Below are 20,454 nucleotides of genomic sequence, written 5' to 3'. Positions count from 1 at the left end.
CGCCCATGTCTCCTTCGGAACTGCCAGCTTTCGCGCTGACCGCTGCGATCGGCTTTGCAGGCGCCTTGCTGGCCATCCTGATTTCATTCCCGGCGCCCTATCTCATCGGTCCCGCCATCGCGGTGACGCTCGCCTCCCTTGCCGGGCTCAGGCTCGCGGTGCCGCAGGACGTGCGCAACGTCTGCTTCGTGATCGTCGGCGTGTCCATGGGAACGACGGTGACGCCGGAAGTCATCGTCGCGGCGCGAACCTGGCCGATGAGCTTCGTGATGGTGCTGGTGACGATGACGGTGCTGCTGTTCACGAGTTCGACGCTGCTGCAGCGCCTCTTTGGTTATGACCGCGTCACCTCGCTCCTGGCATCCTCGCCGGGACATCTGAGCTATGTGCTAAGCCTCGCGGCAGAAACGCGATGCGACGTGCGGACCGTCAGCATCGCACAAAGCGTGCGGGTGCTGGCGCTGACCATCATCACCCCGATCATCGTTACGGTTCTGGATCTCGTTGACAGCGGCACGATCCTGGCGGTGCCGGTGATGAGCCTGCCGGTCTTGATCGGGTCGCTTGTCGCGGCTGTTGCGCTCGGCGCGTTGTTCCTGCGTCTGCGGCTTCCCGCGGCACTTCTCCTCGGCGGCGTCTTCGTGTCGATCGCGACGCACGTCACCGGCTTTGCCAGCGGCGCGGTGCCGAACTGGCTGCTGATCCCGACCTATGTCATCCTTGGCGCGCTGATCGGCACCCGCTTCAGCGGGGTCTCGCTTGCCGAGGTAAAGAAGGCTGCGATTGCCGGCGCCGTCGCTACGGTCGCCGTGACCTTCATCGCTGTCGCAACAGCCTTCGGCGTGTCGCACGCGCTCGATATTCCGCTGGATGCAGCGCTGATCGCCTTTGCGCCGGGCGGACTGGAGACCATGTCCGCCATGGCGGTGATGCTTGATGCCAATCCCACCTATGTCGGGGCGCACCATGTGCTGCGCCTGCTGTTCCTCTCGGCATTGATGCCGCTGGCGCTCGCAAGGGCGATGCGCCAGCGTTGATCGTCAGTTGACCAGGCGGACAGCCTTGATCTCGGATGTCCCGCCGATACCCTCATAGGGTTCGATCTGCCACTGCGACGAGTTCATGATGATCGTGTTGACCACCAGCGAGATTTTGCTCTCCTGGTTGGTCTTCGAGTTGTAAACCACATCGCGGTTCGGCAGGTAAATCACACCGCTCAGGTTCTCGCCCAGGGAGCCGTTGAAGATATACTGCTGCTTGCGCGCATTGTTGGCCGGGTCGCTCGTTTTCTCGAACATCAGGATGCCCTTGTAGACGCCCTTGGTCGGCGCGCTGGCGGTAAAGCTCAGCCCGCCATTGGCGCGGATTTCGCTGTCGGTATCCGGGAAATAGAAGGTGACGCCTTCGGCAATCACCGTCGTGCCGGTATTGAGGATCATCCGCCCCTTGATGATGTGGAGCCCGGGCTTGAAGGTGATGACCGGCGTGCCGTGGAAGGTCGTGCCGCAATGGACGCCGGGCGCGAGTTCCACGACGGGCTCGTTCCTCACGCCGCTGCTCGTGCAGGTCGCCGACACGGTGGGTTCGGGGATCTTGCCGGCGTATGGGTCAGGCGAGACGTTGCAGCCCGTCTTCAGGTTGCTCAGCGTGCCGCCGTTCTTGAGGTAGTTTGTGCCGGCGACGCAGAAGTCTGCGGTGGCAATCGTCGCGCCGCTGTTCATGGTGAAGGCGGGGTTTTGGGTCGAGGCGACCTCGACGGCGCATTTCTTGGATTTGACGTTGGCGCCCGTGTTGATGAGGACCGCCGTAGGCTGGTTGCCGAGCACACGGATGCAGGTGTCGGAGAACTGCTCCGCCTTGACCGCAATCGCCGTCGACCGCACCTTGATGTCCATGCTCTTGATGCCGACGACCGACAGGAACCTGGTGTCCACCTTGCTGGCCAGGATGCCCGTCAGGCTGCCGTCTGGATTGGCCGTCACGATCAATGCGCTCTGCAGGTCGGTATCGCTGCTGACGGCGTTCGCCAGGAAGCGTTCTGCTTCATCACGCTGGCTTGCTGGGTCAGGCTTGGACACGGCGCTCAAGATCGCGGCATCAAGCGTGTCCTGGAGCCGGGTCCGTTCCAGTGAGGCGTCGACATAATCGATCGCGCCGCCGGCAGCAGCAACGAGTGGCACGAGGAGCAGCGCGGTCGTCAGGGCGAAATTGCCTCCGCGATCGCCAGCCAGGTGGCGGAGTTGATGCGATATCTTGCGGCGGAACCGATGCATATTTATACGCCCCGTCAGTAGTTCTGAAAAATCGGATTGGTTAAGCTCGCTCCGATTTAACCCGCACCTTCTTAAACCTTCGGGTAAGAAAATTGGAAAATCTGAGGTTAACTCAGGTTTCGAATTCTGAAGCCCGGCTGCAGTCGGTGTCCTTCTGGGAGTACCAATAGATGTTGAAGCCTGAAGCTCGGTCTCCGCTTGCGGTTGTGGTCATGGGTGTGAGCGGGTCTGGCAAGACCTCCGTCGCCGAACGCCTGGCGCAACGGCTCGGCTGCCAGTTCATCGAAGGCGACCGCCTGCATCCGGCCATGAATGTCGAGAAGATGGCCCGCGGCATCCCGCTGACGGATGACGATCGCTGGCCCTGGCTCGATCTCGTTGGTGCCGAGCTTGCTGCCGCCACACAGCGCGGCGAAAGCGTGGTGGTGACCTGCTCGGCCCTGAAGAAGATCTATCGCGACCGGCTCCGGCAGGAGAGCCGGGGGCCACTTCATTTCGTCTTCCTGACCGGCGATCCGGAACTCCTGGAACAGCGCATGGGCGCCCGCAAGGGCCACTTCATGCCAACCTCCCTGCTGCAGAGCCAGCTCGCGACGCTGGAAGACCCTCGCGGGGAAACCGGTGTCGTTGCGGTAGACATCGACGCCGATCTCGAAACCATCGTCGATGACGCGATGCAGAAGCTCGAAGCCCTGCCCACCACGCCTGGCGAATAAAAAATCTCGTTCCGGAGTGATCCGGGAGACGTCCTCCATCGTATGAACCGAAATTTTTGCGCTCTGAGTGGCTCGCCCGGAGGAGGGAACCGGCTCGAGGCGCGAAATGGTCGGCAGGTGTTTGTGAGGAGACGGTGTACGCATGCCAGATTCGACGGGTGGCCAGGGGAGCAATTCGCTTCGCCGGGTGCCGAAACAGGAGCGAAGCCGTGACCGGATCGACGAGATCCTGAAGGTCTCGATGGAACTGATCGGGCGCAAGGGTATCGACGCGGTGACGATGAAGGAGATCGCCGCGCTATCGGGCGGACCGATCGCCTCCGTCTACCAATACTTCCCGAACAAATCGGCGATCATCGGTACGCTTTATGAGCGTTACGCCGATGAAGTCCGCTCTTTTGTCTTCGACCACATCAAGGGGATTGAGAACGCGTCCGATGCCGTGGATGCGACCACCGGCTTGTTCGACCTCTACTACAACCAGATGCGCGAAAGGCCTTCGACGCAGGACCTTTTGAACGCAATCCAGGCCGATAAGCGCCTGTCCGACCGCGATATCAACGAGACACGCGTCCAGGCGGAAATGTTCTACGACGCGACCTTCCAGTTCGTGGATGAGGCGCGGCGGCAGGATTATCGCGAAACGCTGCTGGTGATGTTCCACATGGCGGGGTCGACGCTTCGGCTCGCACTGATGGTGCCGCAGGCCGAAGCCGAGCAACTGGTGAAGCAGTTCAAATCAATCACGCGTGCCCAGGCGACTTACTACCTGAAGGGTAGTTTCCCCACTGAGCTTTAACGATCATCCTCAGCCGAGCTTCGTCGTGTCGAGGCTCGGCTGGGGTCTATCTCTTCATCAGGCGCCGAAACGCTCCGGCCGGTAAGACGAGATGTCGAGCAGCGTCTTCTCACCGACGATGGCTTCCGCAATCACCTGGCCGGTGACCGGTCCGAGCGTCAGCCCGTGATGGGCATGCCCGAATGCGAACCAGAGGCCGTCATGGCGCGGCGCCTTGCCGATCACCGGCATCATGTCCGGCGTGCAGGGGCGGGCGCCCATCCAGGGCTCCTTGTCGAGACGCTCGGCCAGCGGGAAGATGGAGCGGGCCACGGCTTCCGCGCGGTCAAGCTGCACGGGGGTCTTCGGCGCGTCACGGCGGGCGAACTCCGCACCGGTTGTCAGGCGGATGCCCTGGGTCATCGGCGCGAGGAAGTAGCCACGCTCGGCATCCATGGTCCAGCCGTTGAGCTTCGCATTGCCCTTCGTGCCATAGTGCATGTGATAGCCGCGCTTGACGCCGACGAGGAAGTTGTAGCCGAGCGGCTTGGTGACTGTGTCTGACCACGGTCCAAGCGCCACGACGACGTCCTTGGCCTCGACTGTTCCGTTGCCGGCAACCACGCGCCAGCCGGTAGCCGTCTTGGAAAGGCTCTTGGCATCACCCTTCAGCACGCGGCCGCCGAGCTTTTCGAAAAGGGCGACATAGGCCCGCGTCAACGCCAGCGGATCCTTGACGGACCACGGATCTTCCCAGCGGAGCCCGCCCACGAAATCCGTCGAAAGATGTGGTTCCTGTTCGGCGAGTTCCGCCGGCGTCAGACGCTTGAAGGCGACGCCATATTCGCTGGCAAGGCGTTCGGCTTCCTTGAATTCGCTGTCGCGCTTGCCGTTGGTGCGGAAGACTTCCGTCCAGCCGTTCTTGACGATGAGGTCCTGCGCGCCGGCCTCTTCGATCAACTCGTTGTGCGTCGAGATCGAATGTTCGATGAGCGGCGCATAAGCCCGTGCGATCAGCTGGTGGCGGGAAAGGTTCGAGTGCCACCAGTACTTGGCCAGGAAGGAAGAAACGGACGGGATCGCCCGCCAGTGGAAATGCGCATCAATGCGGTTGTTGAGGGCGTAGCGCAGGATAAGCCCAAACTGCTGCGGGAACCCGTAAGGCACCACGCCTTCGCGCTGGATCAAGCCGGCATTGCCATACGACGTCTCGAGCCCCGGGTCCTTCCTGTCCACCAGAACAACTGATTTGCCGCGCCGCGCTAGTTGAAGTGCCGTTGAAACTCCAACGATTCCGGCTCCCAACACGATTGCATCCGCTGCCATGATCCTCTTTCCATTCCAACTCGTTAGCTGGAGGTGACCATGCCGCCGCCAATGCGGCGGCGCAAACGAAAAATGCAGTCTCGCCGGATTATCAGCAGGTCATTGAGGCGGCTGTGCAACGGGGGCGAGGCTACGGTGAGGATCCCGCGGCCTCGCATCCGAGATCAGATGACCTGGCCGCCCGAGACTTCGATCCGTTGTGCGGTGATCCAACGGTTTTCCGGGCCAAGCAGGCCTGCAACGACCGGGCCGATATCATCAGGAACGCCGACACGACCCAGCGCAGTCATTGCTGCGAACTGCTTGTTGAGGTCCGGCATGTCTCGCACCGCTCCACCCAGAAAGTCGGTTTCAATGGCGCCGGGTGCGACCACGTTGGCGGTGATGTTACGGGGTGCAAGCTCCTTTGCCATATAGACGGTGAGGACCTCGATCGCTCCCTTGGCGGCGGAATAGGCCGAAAAGCCGGCAGCCGAAATCCGCGTGAGGCCGGAGGAGAAGTTGATGATGCGGCCGCCATCCTTCAGCAGCGGCAGCAACGCCTGCGTCAGGAAGAACACGCCCTTCACATGAGTATCGAACAGGGCATCAAACTGCGCTTCCGTTGTTTCCGCAAAGCTTGCCATGTCGCCATGCCCGGCGTTGTTGACCAGGTGGTCGAACGAATCCCGCTGCCAGGTGGCGGCCAGCGCCTCGCTGACCTTGGCCGCGAAGTCCTCGAAGGACGAGATGTCTGTCACATCAAGCTGGATGGCGACGGCCTTGCGGCCGAGTGCTTCGATCTCGGCCACAACGTCTTTTGCCTGATCTTCGCCGCTGCGATAGGTGATGATGACGTCACCGCCGCGACGGGCGATGCTGATGGCGGTGTTGCGGCCAAGCCCGCGGCTGCCACCCGTGACGATCGATACTGTGCTCATGTGGGCTCTCCTTCGAGGTTTGGAGGGAGGTATCTGCCTCCCGTTTGGGATGGCCGTTTATCCTCCATCTCGCCGGGCACCGGTTGCTTGAAGCGCTTGCCGTTTTGCCTGATCCTCCAAGGTGACTTGCCGGATAGCCCGTTCGGCAGTTTAATCGCTCTCTCTCTGTTGCACCGACAGGAGCCGCCATGAGCAACACCTTGCTGGACTGCGTCCGCCGCTTTGCTGATGCCAATGCCGATGCGTTCGGCGTTGCCCGTACGCTCATACCCGGCCTGTTCGCGATGCGCGCCACGGCTCCGAGCGAGTTGCAATACGCCATCTCCAAGCCGCTTGTGGCGCTCGTCCTGCAAGGATCGAAGCGGGTGACGATGGGGAGCGAGACCTTCGACTTCGGCGCAGGGGAGTCGCTGCTGATTGCCGCGGATGTCCCAAATGTGAGCCAGATCACCCGCGCCACCGCGGGCGCGCCCTATTACTCACTGGTGCTCGACATCGACCCGGTGGTGACGCAGTCGCTGGTGATGGAGATCGGCGTGGCGCAAACCGGAACGGGCGCGCCGATCCGCATCGATCCTACCGAAGCGGAGGTTGCCGACGCGGCGCTGCGCCTGATGCGGCTGCTCGACCGGCCGGCGTCAATCCCGGTGTTGCAGGACCAACTGATCCGGGAGATGCACTATTGGCTGCTGACTGGCCGCCATGGCGTCGGCATACGGAACCTTGGCTTTGCCGATAGCCATGCGAACCGGATCGCGCGGGCGGTGGCGGTGATCCGCGCCGAATATGCCAAGACGCTTCCCGTCGAGCGTCTGGCGGTCGTCGCGGGCATGAGCGCGTCATCCTTCCATCAGCATTTCAGGGCAGTGACGTCTCTTTCGCCGCTGCAGTTCCAGAAGCAGCTTCGCCTCATCGAAGCGCGGCGGATGATGATCTCCGAAGGTGCGGCCATCAGCAATGCCGCCTATGCGGTCGGCTATGAGAGCATTCCTCAGTTCACCCGCGAATATGGGCGCTTGTTCGGGACCACGCCGGCGAGGGATATCCGCGAAAGCAGCGGCAAGGCGCAGGTCGCCGCCTGATCGATCACCCTGCCGTGTCCGGAACTTCGCGTGTCGTCGAAGGTTGGCGAACCAAATCGACCTGGAGATGCAGACCGGGAGGCGCAGATGGAACGAGACGACCAGCCAAAACATCAGGACAAGACGAACGAGGCACCGGCGCCGCGCGGCAAGCCGAAGTTTGGCGCCTTGAGCATGTTCGGCCTCGCTTGTGTCGGCGCGGCCTTCGTTGGGCTTTTCATTTTCTTTGTCGTTTATGGCGCCGTGGCAAGCAAATAAGCCGCGCTTCAAGTTCGGGTGCTGCTGATCTGGACGCTGATCGCGCGCAGGGGCGCGAGCAGGTCTTCCGGGCATTTCCGGCTGACGAGAAGCGTATCCACCTCTTCGAACCCTACAACACTATAGGCGGAGACAGCGCCGAGCTTTTCCCGTGATGCCAGCACGACCGTCTCGGCGGCCTGCCGGCAAATGGCGCGCTTCACTGCCGCTTCTTCCAGGTTGCCCGTCGTCAGCCCGTGTTCGGCATGAATGCCGGTGACGCCCATGAAATAGATGTCCGAGCGGATATGCGAGAGGTTCTCGATCGCAACCGCGCCCACGGCTACGTTGGAATGTCTGTAGATGCGCCCGCCGATCAGTTCCACCTCCACCTCCGGGTGGTCGAGAAGCGCGGTGGCGACATCAGGGCTATGGGTCACCACCGTCACGCGCAGGTCCTTCGGCAGTGCGCGGGCGAGCTTGACGGTCGTCGTGCCGCCATCAAGGAAGATGATCTGCCCCGGCCGCACCATGCCGGCGGCAAGCTTTGCGATCTCCGTCTTCTCGTCCGCCGATACGCTCCGGCGCGCCTGCAGGTCTCCCAGGGCTTTGGACGAGGGAAGGGCTCCGCCATGGACCCGCTGCAGCAGGCCTTCGCTTGCAAGCTCTCGGAGGTCACGCCGTATGGTATCCTCGGAGACGCCGAGTGCCGTGCTGAACTCCTTGGCGATGATCCGGCCATTCTTGCTCAACGCATCGAGAAGCAACGCCTTGCGTTCGGTGGTGAGCATGGATCTTCCTTCTGTCGGTCTGCTGTAGATTGCACGAAGAGCGCGATGATCCAAGATCGTGCAACAGACTTGCCGGCAAGAAAAAACGAGATGTTCCTGGTAGCTTAACCAAGATCGGTTTCTTTCTCTAAAAGAAGTTCACCATGCGACGGTAATGCAGCTTCCGTGCCTCGACATGGTCGGTTCATCGCCCTATCTAACGCGCGCTCTCTAGAACGCAGGGGTCACATGGACACGCTTTCGGCGCGGCACTTCCACGACATCTTTATAGGCGACAGCGAGATGGCACGTCTCATGCGCGAGCATGACTGGGCCTCCACCTCGCTCGGTCCGGCGGAGAACTGGCCGAACGCCTTGAAGGTCGCGCTGCGGCTGTTGCTCACCTCGCGCTTCGAGATGTGGCTTGGCTGGGGCCCGGACATCAACTTCTTTTATAACGACGCCTATATCCCGACCCTCGGCACCAAGCATCCTAAGTCGCTCGGCGTGCCGACCAAGGAACTCTGGGCGGAAATCTGGGACGACATCCAGGGAAGGCTTGCCACCGTCTATGAAGAGGGACAGGCGACCTGGGACCGGGCACTGCTCCTGGTGCTTGAGCGTCACGGTTATCCGGAAGAAACCTATCATACTTTCTCCTACAGCCCGCTGATCGGCGACAGTGGCGAAGTCGAAGGCGTATTCTGTGCGGTGTCCGAGGAAACCGAACGTGTTCTCAACGAGCGCCGGATGGATACTTTGCGGCAGCTTGCCTTCAGCCTGAGCGCGGCAAAATCCCGCCCGGCCGTATTCGAGGCTGCATGCATTGCTCTGGGCGAAAACCTGAAGGACCTGCCGTTCAGCCTGCTTTATGAATTCGACGAGGACGGATCCGCAAGGCGTCGGTGCGCAAACCAGATGGGGGATTGCCATCCCCTAAGCCCGGCAGTGATCGACGGCACGTCCGGCCTATGGGATCTCTGTTCCGCCTGGAATGATCACGCGACGCTGGTGGTTGATATTCCAGAAGGCTCTTCGCCGCCGATGGGCGCCTGGGACAAGCCGCCGAAGCGCGCCGCCATCGTGCCGCTGCTCGGGCAAGGCGGCGGCCGGCCGGAGGGGGTGCTGATCTGCGGCCTCAATCCGTATCTGCAGGAAACCGACCACTATATCGACTTCCTCAAGCTCGCGGCTGGCCAGATTGCTTCGGCGCTTGCAAGCGTCAACGCGTTTGAGGCGGAGCAGCGCCGCTCTGTGGTGCTGGCCGAGGCCGCCCGCCTGAAGGAAGAGGTTGCCGCAAAGCTGGAGCAGCTCAACCGCCAGCTTGCCGATGAGGTCCAGGTGCGCAAGGCGGAGGCCGAGCGGATGCGCGACCTGTTCCAGCAGGCGCCGAGCTTCATGGCGATTCTGGCCGGTCCAGACCATGTCTTCGAGCTCACGAACGACGCCTATCTGCAACTCGTCGGGCATCGCGACCTGCTCGGCCTGCCGGTGCGTCAGGCGCTGCCGGACATCGAGGGGCAGGGGTTCTATGAACTGCTGGATGACGTTTTCTGGTCAGGCAAGCCCTATATCGGCAAGGCGGTTCCGGTAACGCTCAAGCGTTCCGCCGACACCAAGGCCGAGGAGCGCTTCGTCAACCTCATCTATCAGCCGATCTTCGATTCCAGCGGCACCGTGACCGGCATCTTTGTCGATGGCTTCGATGTCACGCACCAGAAGCGGGCCGAAGAACAGCTTCAGCAGATGAACCAGAGCCTCGAGCAGCGCGTTCGTGAGCGGACAGAGGAGCTTCACAGCGCGCTTGATCGCTTGCAGGAGGAAGTGGCCGAACGCGAGCAGGCCGAGCAGGCGCTGCGCCAGGCCCAGAAGATGGAGGCGCTCGGCAAGCTGACGGGCGGTGTGGCGCACGACTTCAACAACCTGCTGCAGGTCGTCAGCGGCAATCTTCAGCTCCTGTCGAAGGACCTGCGTGGCAACGCCTCTGCCGAGCGACGGGTGCAGAATGCACTGGCGGGCGTTTCGCGCGGCTCCAAGCTTGCCGCACAACTGCTTGCCTTCGGTCGGCGCCAGCCGCTGGAGCCGAAGGTGGTCGACGTGCGCAAGCTCATCCAGAACATGGATGACATGCTCCGGCGCGCGCTCGGTGAAGAAATAGAGCTTGAGACCGTCATGGCTGGCGGTCTGTGGAACTGCCAGATCGACCCGGGCCAGCTTGAGAATGCCATCCTCAACCTCGCGATCAACGCGCGCGACGCGATGGACGGTCAGGGCCGACTTACCATCGAGACGGGCAATTCCATGCTGGACGACGCTTATGCGCTGGCACACGAGGACGTGAAGCCCGGCCAATACGTCATGGTAGCGGTGACTGATACTGGCAGCGGCATTGATCCGGCGATCCTGGAGCGGGTCATCGAGCCGTTCTTCAGCACCAAGGGCGAAGGCAAGGGCAGCGGTCTTGGCCTTTCCATGGTCTACGGTTTCGTCAAGCAGTCCGGCGGGCACCTGAAGATCTACAGCGAAGTCGGGCACGGTACGACGATCCGGATCTACCTGCCGCGCGTTCACCAGGTGGAAGACGCTCTGGAAGACGTGCGCAACATGCCCGTCACGGGCGGCACGGAAACCATTCTCGTCGTGGAAGACGATGACGAGGTGCGTGAAACCTCAGTCGCGCTGCTGACCGATCTTGGTTATCGGGTACTGAAGGCCAATGATGCGCAGGCAGCCTATGCCATCATCTCCAGCGGCATCGCGATCGACCTGCTGTTCACCGACGTGGTGATGCCGGGGCCGATGCGCAGCCCCGAACTGGCGCGGCGGGCAAAGGAGATGCTGCCGGGAATCGCGGTGCTGTTCACCTCTGGGTACACGGAGAATTCCATCGTCCATGGCGGCAGGCTGGATCCCGGCGTCGACCTGCTGTCGAAGCCCTACAGCCGCGAAGCGCTCGCCCGCAAGGTGCGCCAGGTGCTTGGCAACCAGGCACAGCACAAGGTTGCTGAAACGCAGGAGCCGGCTGCGGTCGCCGATCTGCTGACCCCGGCCTATACGGCAGAATGCCTGCGCGTGCTGGTGGTAGAAGACGACGAACTGATCCGCGCCAGTACGGTCGACATGCTGGTGGCGAGCGGCCACACCGTGTTCGAGGCGGCGGATGCGCCCTGCGCCATCGACATCCTGCGCAACCAGACGGTCGATGTTCTCCTGACCGATGTCGGGCTGCCGGGAATTTCAGGTGTTCAGCTTGCGCGCGACGCCAAGGAGACGATCCCTGCGATCGGAATCGTGTTCGCGAGCGGCGATGATGTCGGGCGCCACGAGTCCGGCATCAAGGATGCTGTGCAACTGACGAAGCCGTATCTGCTGGAAGACCTGCTCCACGCGCTGAACGGCTTTCGCCGGCGTTAGGCCACCTTGGCTGGCGATGCGATCATCGAGCTTGCCCGGATACGGGCGGCTTTCCTGTACTCGCGCGGCGTAAAGCCCGTTTCCAGCCGGAAGTAGCGGTTGAAGTTCGAAAGATTGTTGAACCCCGCTTCAAAGCAGATGTCGGTGATTGGCACGTCGGTTTCCGCGAGCAGCGTTCGCGCCCGCCAAACGCGCACCGAGCGGCTATAGGCCGAAAAGTTCATGCCGGTCAGGCGCCTGAAAGCCCGGGAGAAGGCCGAGGGTTCGAGCCCCACGAGCCCGGCCACCTCGTTCATGGAGGCTCCCGGATTGGACTGCATGATCTGGATGGCGCGGTCGATCCGCCGATGCCGCCGGTCCGACATATCGTTATAGGTCGCGGTGAAATGCTCGCTGGCGAGCAGCCGCTTTTGCGGCGCTGCCTCTATCCGCTCCAGGATCTCGATGAAAAGGCCAAGCCGCGGGCCACCATGGTTTTCATGCAGCTCGATCACCTTCGAGCCGATCTCGGTCGCTTCCGGCCCAAGGATCTCGATCCCTCGGTCGGCAATCGGCTTCAGGCGGTGAAGGACTTCGAATTCCGGACAGACTGACCGCACGCCGATCAGCGCATCCGCATCGAACTGCAGCACCAGGTCGCGGCCCGGCAGGTGAGGGGCGCCAGGCGTGATCCAGTTATGCGGCATGTTGGTGCCAGTCAGCATCAGGTGCCCTGGTTTGAACGGCCCCACATAGTCCCCGACATAAGCGAAGCCCTGGGCGGCTGGGATGTAATGGATTTCCCATTCCGGATGGTAGTTCCAGATGCAGATCGGGTTCGGATAGTCGTCGCGGCGGATGAGGTAGGACATGCCGCGCGGCAGGACGATCTGCTCGCGCGTTGCGGTGAAGGTGTCAGAAGCGGAGCGCGGGAAATCTGGTGCAACGGACACCGGAACTCTCCATAAAGACCAAGCTAAAGTCAAAATAGTATCATTTCGCAGCGAATTGCAAACTAGTTCCTCCGTGCGCTCTTGGCACAATTGCGGCTGTCGACGGCCATTGGGAACTGCCGTCCATGGGAGGAAATCATGAGATTGAACACGCTCCGCGCCGGGTGCGCGGTTATCGCCTTGCTCACCGCATCCAGTGCATTTGCCGCCGCCCAGTGCAGTGACGATCTTCGCATCCTGGCACAGCCGCGAGACGGCCTGACACTGCTCGAGAAGTATGTCGACGAGTTCGAGGAACTCTCGGGCGCCGGCTTCGAGATCAGCTACCTCAACGAAAACGATCGTCGCGCCAAGTCGCAGGCAGACGCCTCGACGGTCGGAAGCTTCAATGTCTATTACGTGGACGAAGCCAACCTTGCGCTTTTTGCATCCTCCGGCTGGATTGTCCCGTTGGAAGGTTATTACCCGAAGGAATACGATTACAACGACTTCGATGCCGGCATGCGCGCTGCCGCCACCTATGACGGCAAGCAGTGGTTCGCGCCGATCCAGGGCGGCGGCGACTTGATGGTCTACCGCACTGATCTTCTGGAAAAGGCCAGCATCCAGCCGCCGAAGACCTGGGACGAATACGTCGCCGCGGTCAAGAAGCTGCATGATCCGGACAACGGCGTCTACGGCACGGCTCTGCGTGGACAGCGTGGTTCCGGCGCAAACGTCTGGCGCTGGATGCCGCTGTTCAAAGCCAATGGTGGCGAGTGGTTCAAGGACGGCAAGCCTGCGTTCAACTCGGAAGCGGCGGTGAAGGCAACGGAAGCCTATCTCGACCTCTTCAAGTATTCCGCACCGGGCACCCAGACGGGTTCCTGGGATGAGTCCACCGGCGCTTTCCGGGCCGGAAAGGTTGCGATCATCATCGAATCCGCTCCGCTTGGCGGCATGTCGGTCGACAAGGCGCAGAGCCAGGTGGCCGACAAGGTTGCCTTCTCCGTTCCGCCGTCGCCGCTGCCGGGTGGTGGTTACGCCCACGGCTTCGCCATCGCCTCCAAGGCGAATGCGACCGAGGAAGAAAAGGCCTGCGCCGGCCTCTTCGTTGCCTGGGCAACCTCCAAGGAGCAGGAAGCACGGCGTCTGGAAGCTGGCCAGCCGGGCGAACTGACCCGCACCAGCACCTACCAGAGCCCGGAATACGCCAAGACCTTCGGCCAGAACCTGTCGGACGCCATGGCGGCAACCGGCGAAAAGACGACCGTCACCTTCTGGCAGGATGCACGCTGGCAGGAACTCGGCAACCAGTGGGGCATCATGCTCGAAGAGCTGATCACCGGCAGCCGCAAGGACATCAAGGCGACGCTCGACGAACTCGAGGCCTTCGCCGCCAAACTCTGAAGCCTCCCAAGGCACCGCCGGGGCGCGCCGGGAAACGGCGCGCCCATCCCCAATCGTGAGGATCTGCCATGCGTCGCGGCCGCTCGCTGCCTTATGTGTTTCTCGGGCCCACCCTGGGCATCCTGGTCGTGCTGGCCCTGGTGCCGACGATCTATGCGATCAACATTTCGCTGCAGAACCGCACCCTGTCGCAGCCGACTGCTGACTATGTCTGGTTCGCCAACTATGTCGCGCTTTTCTCCGATGCCCGCTTCCTGAACGCGCTCTGGGTGTCGTTCAAGTGGGAAATCATCAGCGTCACCGCAACCATGATCACCGGGCTTGCGCTCGGCATCGCCATGTTCGAGGCGGCAAGCCCGCGGGTGCGCAACATCCTCTGCGTTCTTTTCATCATCCCGGTCCTGCTGCCGCGCGTTTGCGCTGCCTTTGTCTGGAAGTTCTCCTTCCATCCGCTCTATGGCGCGCTGACCTGGCCGGTGCGCGAGATCACCGGCAGCACGCCGGATATCCTTTCGACGCCGCTTGGCGCGCTGCTCGCGGTCGCCTTCGTAGATGTCTGGCAGTGGGGCCTCTTCTTCGCCGTCATCATCCTGAAGCTGCTCGAGTCCCTGCCGCCGCAGCCGCTGGAGGCTGCCCGCATTGACCGCGCCTCGCGCTTTGGCGTGCATCGTTTCGTCACGCTGCCGATGCTGAAGGCGCCGTTGATCAGCCTGCTGCTGGTCAAGGCGATCGAGAGCCTGCGTTCATTCGACCTCGTTTACGTGATGACCCGCGGCGGTCCCGGCATCTCCACCGAAACGCTCGACATGTACGCCTACTCGCAGGGTTTCATCGAATCCGGCAAGATCTCCTATGCCTCGTCAATGGCGGTCATCATGATGGTTCTGACGATCGTGACCTTCACCTTCACCTGGAAGAGGCTGAACCGATGAAGATCTCGACCCTTCTGCTCAGGCTCCTCCTGGTTTTTGCCGCCGCGCTTGTCGTGTTGCCGCTGTTGTGGACGCTGCTCAACGCGTTCAAGACCAATGCCGACCTGCTGGTCAGCACGCCGAAGCTCGTCTTCCAGCCGGTCTGGGACAACATGAGTTATGTCCTGAACCGTCGCTCGGTCGCACGCGCGCTGACCAATTCGCTGATCATCTGCTCCACCGCGGTGCTGATCGGCGCCGTGATCGGTGTGCCGGCGGCTTATGTCATTGCCCGCTTCAAGAACCGGCTGACGGCAGAAGCCCAGTTCTTCGTCCTGTCGCTGCGCTTCCTGCCGCCGGTCGCGATCGCCATCCCGATGCTGGTGATCTGGCTCGGGCTCGACCTCTACGACACGCGGCTATCGCTGATCGTCACCTACCTGATCGTGACGGCGTCGATTACCATCTGGCTCTCGGTGCCGTCCTTCGAGCGCGTCAGCCTGCATGTGGAGGAGGCCGCGCGCGTCGATGGCCTCGGACCCTATGCAACCTTCTTCCGGATCGCCCTGCCGATCGCCCGCTTTCAGATCTTCGGCGCGATCGCCTTCTCCTTCGTGCTGGTCTGGAACGAGTTCCTGCTCGCCATGATGCTGACGACGTCGAAAGCGAAGACGCTGCCCATCATTGCCTCGGAAATGTCGCAGCTCGGCATGAACGTCCCCTGGGGCATCCTCAATGCCGCCGTTGTCCTCCTGTCCCTGCCGCCACTGATCCTGCTCGGCGTCATGGCCGGTGGCTTGAATGCCGCATTCTCAAAGAAAACTGACCAAGGTTGATACTCATGAAAGCACTTGTCCTCGAACGTGTTGGCGAACTCTCCCTGCGTGATATCGACCTTCCTCAGGAGATGGGCCCGGACGACGTCCGCATCCGCCTGCACACGGTCGGCGTCTGTGGCAGCGACGTGCACTATTACACCCATGGCCGGATCGGCGACTTTGTCGTCAACGAGCCGATGGTGTTGGGTCACGAAGCGGCCGGCACGGTAATCGAGGTCGGCGCCAACGTGACGCACCTTCAGCCGGGCGACCGTGTCTGCATGGAGCCCGGTATTCCGGACCCCAAGTCCCGCGCCTCCCGCCTCGGCCTCTACAACGTCGATCCGGCCGTGACCTTCTGGGCAACGCCGCCGGTGCACGGCGTGCTCGTGCCCGAAACGGTTCATCCGGCAAGCTTCACCTACAAGCTGCCCGACAACGTTTCCTTTGCCGAAGGCGCGATGGTCGAGCCGTTTGCGGTCGGCATGCAGGCGGCAACCCGGGCCAGGATCACCCCCGGCGATACGGCAGTGGTCACCGGTTGCGGCACGATCGGCATCATGGTGGCGCTTGCAGCCCTTGCTGGCGGCTGCTCGCGGGTGCTGATCTCCGACCTGTCGGAAACCAAGCTGAAGCTCGCCGAGACATATGACGGCATCACCGGCGTCAACCTGCGCGAACAGAACCTCGTCGAGGCAGTCAACACCGCAACCGATGGCTGGGGCGCGGACATTGTTTTCGAATGCTCGGGTGCCGCCGCCGCCGTGCGCGACCTCTTCAAGGTGGTGCGTCCGGGCGGCACGATCGTTCTCGTCGGCCTGCCGCCGGAGCCGGTGCCGATGGACATCGCCGCAGCATGCTCGCGCGAATGCCGCATCGAGACCGTCTTCCGTTATGCCAATGTGTTCGACCGGGCGCTCGCCCTGATCGCGGCCGGCAAGGTGGACCTGAAGCCGCTGGTTTCCGGTACCTTCTCGTTCGAACAGTCGATCGCAGCTTTCGAGCGGGCCGCCGAAGCACGCCCTGAAGACGTGAAGCTGCAGATCATCGTCGATGGGGAGGGGAACTGATGGCGACAGTCGAATGCCGTGACATCCGCAAGGTCTACGGCGCCCTCGAAGTCATGCGGGACTTCAACCTGAAGGTCGACGACCACGAATTCGTGGTATTCCTCGGTCCCTCGGGTTGCGGCAAGTCCACCATGCTGCGGATGATCGCCGGGCTGGAGGAAATCACCGGCGGCGATCTCTTGATCGGCGGCCAGCGCATGAACGACCGCGATCCGGGCGACCGCGGCATCGCCATGGTCTTCCAGAACTACGCGCTTTATCCGCATATGAGCGTGCGCGAGAACATCACCTTTGGGCTGGAGCGGTCCGGAGTGCCGAAGGCCGAGATCGAGAGCCGCCTGGCGCCGGTGGTCGAGAGCCTCGGGCTTGGTGTCTACCTCTCACGCAAGCCGACCGAGCTTTCCGGCGGCCAGCAGCAACGCGTGGCGATTGCCCGCGCCATGATCAAGACACCGGAAGTCTTCCTGTTCGACGAGCCGCTCTCCAACCTTGATGCCAAGCTACGCGGCAGTTTGCGGGTGGAAATCGCCCGCCTGCATCGCAGCCTGAAGACCACCAGCATCTACGTAACCCACGACCAGCTCGAGGCGATGACGCTGGCCGACCGGATCGTGTTGATGAAGGACGGCCGGATCGAGCAGATGGGAACGCCAGAGGAAATCTACCAGACGCCGGCGACCCTGTTTGCTGCGGGATTTATCGGCACGCCGAACATGAACTTCATTCCGATGGAAGTGTCGGACGGCGTGCTCGGCGCAGATGAGATCCGCATCCCGGCGCGCCTCGCCCTCGACACGGGGCCGGTAACAGTCGGGATCCGCCCCGGCGCTTTCCGGGTGACGGGGGAGCCGGGCGCCTTCCGGGGCCGCGTCGAGCGAAACGAGTTCCACGGCGAGACGCGCCTGGTGACGGTTCGCAACGGCAGCCACGAGATCAATGTCGCCATGCCGGCATCCACGGTCGTCAGGGAAGGTGAGGTGATCGGGCTCGATGTCGCGGTCGAAGACCTGCATCTCTTTGAGCCGCAATCCGGCAAGCGCATCCAGCACGTCCAATAGATGAGGGCGCGAGCATGCAGCTCGCGCCCTCATTGAACTAAATGCTTCCACCCTGGCCGCTTAGGGCAGGCGGGTTTCTTCCGCCTGGGGAGAATCCACCACTTCGGTCTCCGGACGCTCGCCGCCGTCGACATGTTCGTTGCGCCAGCTGCCTGTCGCATCCTGGTAGGAGATGTCGGCCGGGTCGCCGCCAACCTGCTGGCGTTTCGCGGCAAGTTCGGCCGCCTTGTGTGCCGCTTCCTCGCTCGGGAAGGTCTCCGAGAACACGTCACCCAGCTTGTATGCCCAGCCGCCATCGTGCTCGACGATCTTGTAACGTGCCATCATGTTCTCGTCTCCTGCTCAGTTTTGACGGTAATGCCGGGCGGCAACGGGTGCCGCTCCAGGCGTCGGGTCATTAACAGACCTACGATGGGTTGGTTCCCTTGCCGAACTCACGGCGGCACGCGCGCGGTGCCGCCGTTTGGCAGAAATCTGCACCCTTCTGTCGTATGCGGGTCCGGTCACGCGTCCTAGGCTCAGTTGAACATCAACAGAGCGAGGAGCAGGACCATGAAGGCATTGATTGCCGGTGGGGGCATCGCCGGTCTGACGACCGCCTTGTTCCTTCATCGAGGGGGAATAGAGGTCGAGGTTTTCGAGCGCGCGGAAGAAATCCGTGAGCTTGGCGTCGGCATCAACATGCTGCCGCATGCGGTGAAGGAGTTGGCCGATCTCGGACTGGAGGCGGAACTGGATGCCGCAGGCATCCGCACCCGCGAGCTTTTATACACCAACCGCTTCGGTCAGGTGGTCTGGCAGGAACTGCGTGGGCTCGATGGCGGACACGCCCACCCGCAGATCAGCATCCACCGGGGGCGCCTGCTTGGGGTTCTTCACCAGGCCGTTGTCCAGAGGCTGGGACAGGATGTGATCCATACCGGCTGCCGCGTCGACGGCTTCGAGCAGTCGGCGATGGGTGTCAGCCTCGGCTTTGTTACGCCGACCGGCGAACGGGGATCGGCCTCCGGTGACCTGCTGGTGGGCGCCGATGGCATTCACTCGACACTCCGCGCCCGGCTTTATCCCGAGGAAGGTCCGCCGATCTGGAACGGCGTCATGCTCTGGCGTGGCTGTACCCCATGGCCGAGATGGCGCGACGGCCGCACCATGGCAATCGCCGGCGGCAACTCTTCGAAATTCGTCTTTTACCCGATCGCCAGGGACGATGGAGATGCAAGACCTCTGACGAACTGGGCGGTGATGGCCCGAACCGGTGAAAACGGTGCGTCGCCACCTCGCAAGGAGGACTGGAGCCGCCGCGGCGTGCTGGCCGAAGCGCTCAGCTTCGTCCGCGACCGCTTCCGACTCGACTTTGCCGATCCTGCCGCCATCATCGAGGCGACGCCAGACTTCTACGAATACCCGAACTGCGATCGCGACCCGCTGCCGCACTGGTCGTTCGGACGCGTGACCCTGCTCGGGGATGCCGCGCATCCCATGTATCCCGTCGGCTCGAACGGGGCGAGCCAGGCGATCCTCGATGCACGTAACCTTGCCGACCAACTGGCCGCCCACGGAAACGCAATCGAGGCGGCATTGCTGGCCTATGATGCCGAACGTCGGCCGGCGACGGAAAAGATCATCCTCGCCAATCGCGAAGGCGGGCCGGAACGGGTGATCGATGTGGTTGAATCGCGAGCACCCGAAGGTTTCACCAACATCGACGAGGTCGCAAGCCACGAAGAACGGGAAGCAATCGTGCGCGGTTATGCCAAGCTCGCAGGCTTCGCCAGGGTAGGCCGAAGCTAGAGTTGCGCATGCATGTCGCGGAACAGCCGCGGCGCGATGCCGAAGCGACGCTCGAAGGCCTCCGCCAGCCGCGCCGGCGGAAACAGGCCGACTTGCGCCGCCACCGACTTCAGCGACAGGCCACGCGACAGAAGCATGCGGGCCGCATCCAGCCGTGCGATCTCCACGAACCGCGCCGGCGTTTCGCCGGTCGCCGCGGCAAACTTTCGGTGAAAGGTGCGTTCGGTCATGCCGACGCGGGCAGCAAGCAGGGGCACCTCAAGCGGCTGGTCGAGATTGGACTGGATCCAGCCGATGAGCTCGCCAAACGGGCTGTCACCCTTCACCTGCGCCTGCAGCAACGGACTGAATTGCGACTGGTAACCCGGACGCCGAGCATAAAGCACCAGTCGCTTGGCAACCTCGCTCGCCACCGTCGCATCGAGATCCTGCGCCACCATGGCGAGCGCCATGTCGATACCGGTGGTGACGCCGGCTGAGGTCCAGATACGGCCGTCCACGACATAAAGTGCATCCGGATTGACCTTCACTTGGGGAAACGTCCTGGTCAGCGGCTCGCTGGAATCCCAATGAGTCGCCACCGCGTGCCCGTCGAGGAGGCCGAGCGAGGCAAGCACGAAACCGCCGGTGCAGACCGAGCCGAGGCGCGTGGCAGACGCGGCCAGAGATGGCACCGCCTCGCGCAAAGCGGCATCGGAAACTGCCGCCAACAGCGGTTCGCGCTCGGCTCCTACGACCAGAATGGTTGCCGGATGCTTGGTGGAAAGCGTGGCGATGGCCGCGGTCTCCAACACAATGCCGCTGCTGCTCGTCACCGGTCCGCCCGCCGCCGAAACCACCAAGATCTTGTAGAATGGAGGCTGGCTGCGCAGCGAAAGCGCCCGGTTGGCGCCGTTGAAGACGGAGGTCGGGCCGGCCAGATCAAGCAGTTCGAAGCCGGGATAAACCACAAAGACGATATCCTGCATT

The 20,454-nt window shown here is 62.6% G+C and carries 19 protein-coding genes; 12 read left to right on the top strand and 7 right to left on the bottom strand.

Annotation, left to right across the window (positions count from 1 at the left end; translation table 11 throughout):
• Nucleotides 1-5: 5 nt before the first annotated feature.
• On the top strand, nt 6-1,037 hold the full coding sequence (locus M0654_RS08785; protein WP_248682772.1) for an AbrB family transcriptional regulator: 1,032 nt from the start codon (nt 6-8) through the stop codon (nt 1,035-1,037).
• A 3-nt stretch (nt 1,038-1,040) separates the two neighbouring features.
• Here M0654_RS08785 and M0654_RS08780 read toward each other — a convergent pair whose 3' ends face one another.
• A complete protein-coding gene (locus tag M0654_RS08780; RefSeq protein ID WP_248682771.1) occupies nt 1,041-2,273 on the bottom strand; it encodes a TadE/TadG family type IV pilus assembly protein in 1,233 nt (410 codons plus the stop codon).
• A 170-nt stretch (nt 2,274-2,443) separates the two neighbouring features.
• On the opposite strand from M0654_RS08780, the gene M0654_RS08775 reads away from it, so the two are divergent.
• Both M0654_RS08775 and M0654_RS08770 read left to right on the top strand, forming a co-directional pair.
• Nucleotides 2,444-2,989, top strand: coding sequence for a gluconokinase (locus M0654_RS08775; protein WP_248682770.1), 546 nt, complete (start codon nt 2,444-2,446; stop codon nt 2,987-2,989).
• A gap of 142 nt (nt 2,990-3,131) precedes the next feature.
• Nucleotides 3,132-3,788: a TetR/AcrR family transcriptional regulator gene (locus tag M0654_RS08770; protein ID WP_248682769.1), complete on the top strand. Its 657-nt coding sequence runs from the start codon at nt 3,132-3,134 to the stop codon at nt 3,786-3,788.
• A gap of 57 nt (nt 3,789-3,845) precedes the next feature.
• Here the strand turns inward: M0654_RS08770 and M0654_RS08765 are convergent, their stop codons facing one another.
• Together M0654_RS08765 and M0654_RS08760 are read right to left on the bottom strand one after the other, a co-directional pair.
• Nucleotides 3,846-5,093: an NAD(P)/FAD-dependent oxidoreductase gene (locus tag M0654_RS08765; RefSeq protein WP_248682768.1), complete on the bottom strand. Its 1,248-nt coding sequence runs from the start codon at nt 5,091-5,093 to the stop codon at nt 3,846-3,848.
• A 164-nt stretch (nt 5,094-5,257) separates the two neighbouring features.
• Complete coding sequence (locus tag M0654_RS08760) at nt 5,258-6,013, bottom strand: SDR family NAD(P)-dependent oxidoreductase (RefSeq protein ID WP_248682767.1); 756 nt, start codon at nt 6,011-6,013, stop codon at nt 5,258-5,260.
• Between the two features lie 188 nt (nt 6,014-6,201).
• On the opposite strand from M0654_RS08760, the gene M0654_RS08755 reads away from it, so the two are divergent.
• Together M0654_RS08755 and M0654_RS08750 are read left to right on the top strand one after the other, a co-directional pair.
• Nucleotides 6,202-7,095 (top strand): AraC family transcriptional regulator, encoded by an 894-nt coding sequence (locus tag M0654_RS08755; RefSeq protein WP_248682766.1) that lies wholly within the window; start codon nt 6,202-6,204, stop codon nt 7,093-7,095.
• Nucleotides 7,096-7,182: 87 nt separating this feature from the next.
• Entirely contained in the window at nt 7,183-7,353 is a 171-nt protein-coding gene (locus M0654_RS08750) for a hypothetical protein (RefSeq protein WP_199925185.1), read from the top strand.
• An 8-nt stretch (nt 7,354-7,361) separates the two neighbouring features.
• On the opposite strand, the gene M0654_RS08745 is transcribed toward M0654_RS08750, so the two are convergent.
• The gene (locus M0654_RS08745; protein ID WP_248682765.1) at nt 7,362-8,123 is read right to left on the bottom strand and encodes a DeoR/GlpR family DNA-binding transcription regulator; all 762 of its coding nucleotides are present in this window, start codon (nt 8,121-8,123) and stop codon (nt 7,362-7,364) included.
• A gap of 228 nt (nt 8,124-8,351) precedes the next feature.
• On the opposite strand from M0654_RS08745, the gene M0654_RS08740 reads away from it, so the two are divergent.
• On the top strand, nt 8,352-11,516 hold the full coding sequence (locus M0654_RS08740) for a response regulator (protein WP_248682764.1): 3,165 nt from the start codon (nt 8,352-8,354) through the stop codon (nt 11,514-11,516).
• Here the strand turns inward: M0654_RS08740 and M0654_RS08735 are convergent.
• Nucleotides 11,513-12,448, bottom strand: coding sequence for an AraC family transcriptional regulator (locus tag M0654_RS08735; protein WP_118848763.1), 936 nt, complete (start codon nt 12,446-12,448; stop codon nt 11,513-11,515). The genes M0654_RS08740 and M0654_RS08735 overlap by 4 nt on opposite strands.
• A 138-nt stretch (nt 12,449-12,586) precedes the next feature.
• On the opposite strand from M0654_RS08735, the gene M0654_RS08730 reads away from it, so the two are divergent.
• The 5 genes from M0654_RS08730 to M0654_RS08710 all read left to right on the top strand — a co-directional run bounded on the left by M0654_RS08730 (nt 12,587) and on the right by M0654_RS08710 (nt 17,694).
• A complete protein-coding gene (locus tag M0654_RS08730; RefSeq protein WP_248682763.1) occupies nt 12,587-13,837 on the top strand; it encodes an ABC transporter substrate-binding protein in 1,251 nt (416 codons plus the stop codon).
• A 68-nt stretch (nt 13,838-13,905) separates the two neighbouring features.
• The gene (locus tag M0654_RS08725) at nt 13,906-14,769 is read left to right on the top strand and encodes a carbohydrate ABC transporter permease (RefSeq protein WP_248682762.1); all 864 of its coding nucleotides are present in this window, start codon (nt 13,906-13,908) and stop codon (nt 14,767-14,769) included.
• Complete coding sequence (locus M0654_RS08720) at nt 14,766-15,584, top strand: carbohydrate ABC transporter permease (protein ID WP_248682761.1); 819 nt, start codon at nt 14,766-14,768, stop codon at nt 15,582-15,584. Before M0654_RS08725 ends, M0654_RS08720 begins: the two co-directional genes overlap by 4 nt.
• A gap of 5 nt (nt 15,585-15,589) precedes the next feature.
• The gene (locus tag M0654_RS08715; RefSeq protein ID WP_248682760.1) at nt 15,590-16,636 is read left to right on the top strand and encodes an NAD(P)-dependent alcohol dehydrogenase; all 1,047 of its coding nucleotides are present in this window, start codon (nt 15,590-15,592) and stop codon (nt 16,634-16,636) included.
• Nucleotides 16,636-17,694, top strand: a complete 1,059-nt coding sequence (locus tag M0654_RS08710) for an ABC transporter ATP-binding protein (RefSeq protein WP_248682759.1) — start codon at nt 16,636-16,638, stop codon at nt 17,692-17,694. Before M0654_RS08715 ends, M0654_RS08710 begins: the two co-directional genes overlap by 1 nt.
• 60 nt (nt 17,695-17,754) lie before the next feature.
• Here the strand turns inward: M0654_RS08710 and M0654_RS08705 are convergent, their stop codons facing one another.
• Nucleotides 17,755-18,021 carry a DUF2188 domain-containing protein gene (locus M0654_RS08705; protein WP_390919846.1) on the bottom strand — a complete coding sequence of 89 codons (267 nt, stop codon included), beginning with the start codon at nt 18,019-18,021 and terminating at the stop codon, nt 17,755-17,757.
• 225 nt (nt 18,022-18,246) lie between these two features.
• Here M0654_RS08705 and M0654_RS08700 point away from each other — a divergent pair, with 225 nt between their 5' ends.
• Complete coding sequence (locus M0654_RS08700; RefSeq protein WP_248682758.1) at nt 18,247-19,485, top strand: flavin-dependent oxidoreductase; 1,239 nt, start codon at nt 18,247-18,249, stop codon at nt 19,483-19,485.
• Here M0654_RS08700 and M0654_RS08695 read toward each other — a convergent pair.
• Nucleotides 19,482-20,453, bottom strand: coding sequence for a GlxA family transcriptional regulator (locus tag M0654_RS08695; RefSeq protein ID WP_248682757.1), 972 nt, complete (start codon nt 20,451-20,453; stop codon nt 19,482-19,484). The genes M0654_RS08700 and M0654_RS08695 overlap by 4 nt on opposite strands.
• Nucleotide 20,454 lies beyond the last annotated feature (1 nt).

Source organism: Neorhizobium turbinariae (genome assembly GCF_023223505.1).
GTDB lineage: Bacteria > Pseudomonadota > Alphaproteobacteria > Rhizobiales > Rhizobiaceae > Neorhizobium > Neorhizobium turbinariae.
Note: the sequence above shows the minus strand (reverse complement) of the source record. Positions and strands in the feature narration are given on the sequence as shown.

What these genes read in the sequence shown, in the direction of transcription:
- M0654_RS08700 (WP_248682758.1), top strand. Translation starts at nt 18,247, where the DNA reads ATGAAGGCATTGATTGCCGGTGGGGGCATCGCCGGTCTGACGACCGCC.
- M0654_RS08785 (WP_248682772.1), top strand. Translation starts at nt 6, where the DNA reads ATGTCTCCTTCGGAACTGCCAGCTTTCGCGCTGACCGCTGCGATCGGC.
- M0654_RS08720 (WP_248682761.1), top strand. Translation starts at nt 14,766, where the DNA reads ATGAAGATCTCGACCCTTCTGCTCAGGCTCCTCCTGGTTTTTGCCGCC.
- M0654_RS08770 (WP_248682769.1), top strand. Translation starts at nt 3,132, where the DNA reads ATGCCAGATTCGACGGGTGGCCAGGGGAGCAATTCGCTTCGCCGGGTG.
- M0654_RS08750 (WP_199925185.1), top strand. Translation starts at nt 7,183, where the DNA reads ATGGAACGAGACGACCAGCCAAAACATCAGGACAAGACGAACGAGGCA.
- M0654_RS08780 (WP_248682771.1), bottom strand. Translation starts at nt 2,273, where the DNA reads ATGCATCGGTTCCGCCGCAAGATATCGCATCAACTCCGCCACCTGGCT.
- M0654_RS08740 (WP_248682764.1), top strand. Translation starts at nt 8,352, where the DNA reads ATGGACACGCTTTCGGCGCGGCACTTCCACGACATCTTTATAGGCGAC.
- M0654_RS08715 (WP_248682760.1), top strand. Translation starts at nt 15,590, where the DNA reads ATGAAAGCACTTGTCCTCGAACGTGTTGGCGAACTCTCCCTGCGTGAT.
- M0654_RS08755 (WP_248682766.1), top strand. Translation starts at nt 6,202, where the DNA reads ATGAGCAACACCTTGCTGGACTGCGTCCGCCGCTTTGCTGATGCCAAT.
- M0654_RS08775 (WP_248682770.1), top strand. Translation starts at nt 2,444, where the DNA reads ATGTTGAAGCCTGAAGCTCGGTCTCCGCTTGCGGTTGTGGTCATGGGT.
- M0654_RS08730 (WP_248682763.1), top strand. Translation starts at nt 12,587, where the DNA reads ATGAGATTGAACACGCTCCGCGCCGGGTGCGCGGTTATCGCCTTGCTC.
- M0654_RS08765 (WP_248682768.1), bottom strand. Translation starts at nt 5,093, where the DNA reads ATGGCAGCGGATGCAATCGTGTTGGGAGCCGGAATCGTTGGAGTTTCA.
- M0654_RS08705 (WP_390919846.1), bottom strand. Translation starts at nt 18,021, where the DNA reads ATGATGGCACGTTACAAGATCGTCGAGCACGATGGCGGCTGGGCATAC.
- M0654_RS08745 (WP_248682765.1), bottom strand. Translation starts at nt 8,123, where the DNA reads ATGCTCACCACCGAACGCAAGGCGTTGCTTCTCGATGCGTTGAGCAAG.
- M0654_RS08695 (WP_248682757.1), bottom strand. Translation starts at nt 20,453, where the DNA reads ATGCAGGATATCGTCTTTGTGGTTTATCCCGGCTTCGAACTGCTTGAT.
- M0654_RS08725 (WP_248682762.1), top strand. Translation starts at nt 13,906, where the DNA reads ATGCGTCGCGGCCGCTCGCTGCCTTATGTGTTTCTCGGGCCCACCCTG.
- M0654_RS08760 (WP_248682767.1), bottom strand. Translation starts at nt 6,013, where the DNA reads ATGAGCACAGTATCGATCGTCACGGGTGGCAGCCGCGGGCTTGGCCGC.
- M0654_RS08710 (WP_248682759.1), top strand. Translation starts at nt 16,636, where the DNA reads ATGGCGACAGTCGAATGCCGTGACATCCGCAAGGTCTACGGCGCCCTC.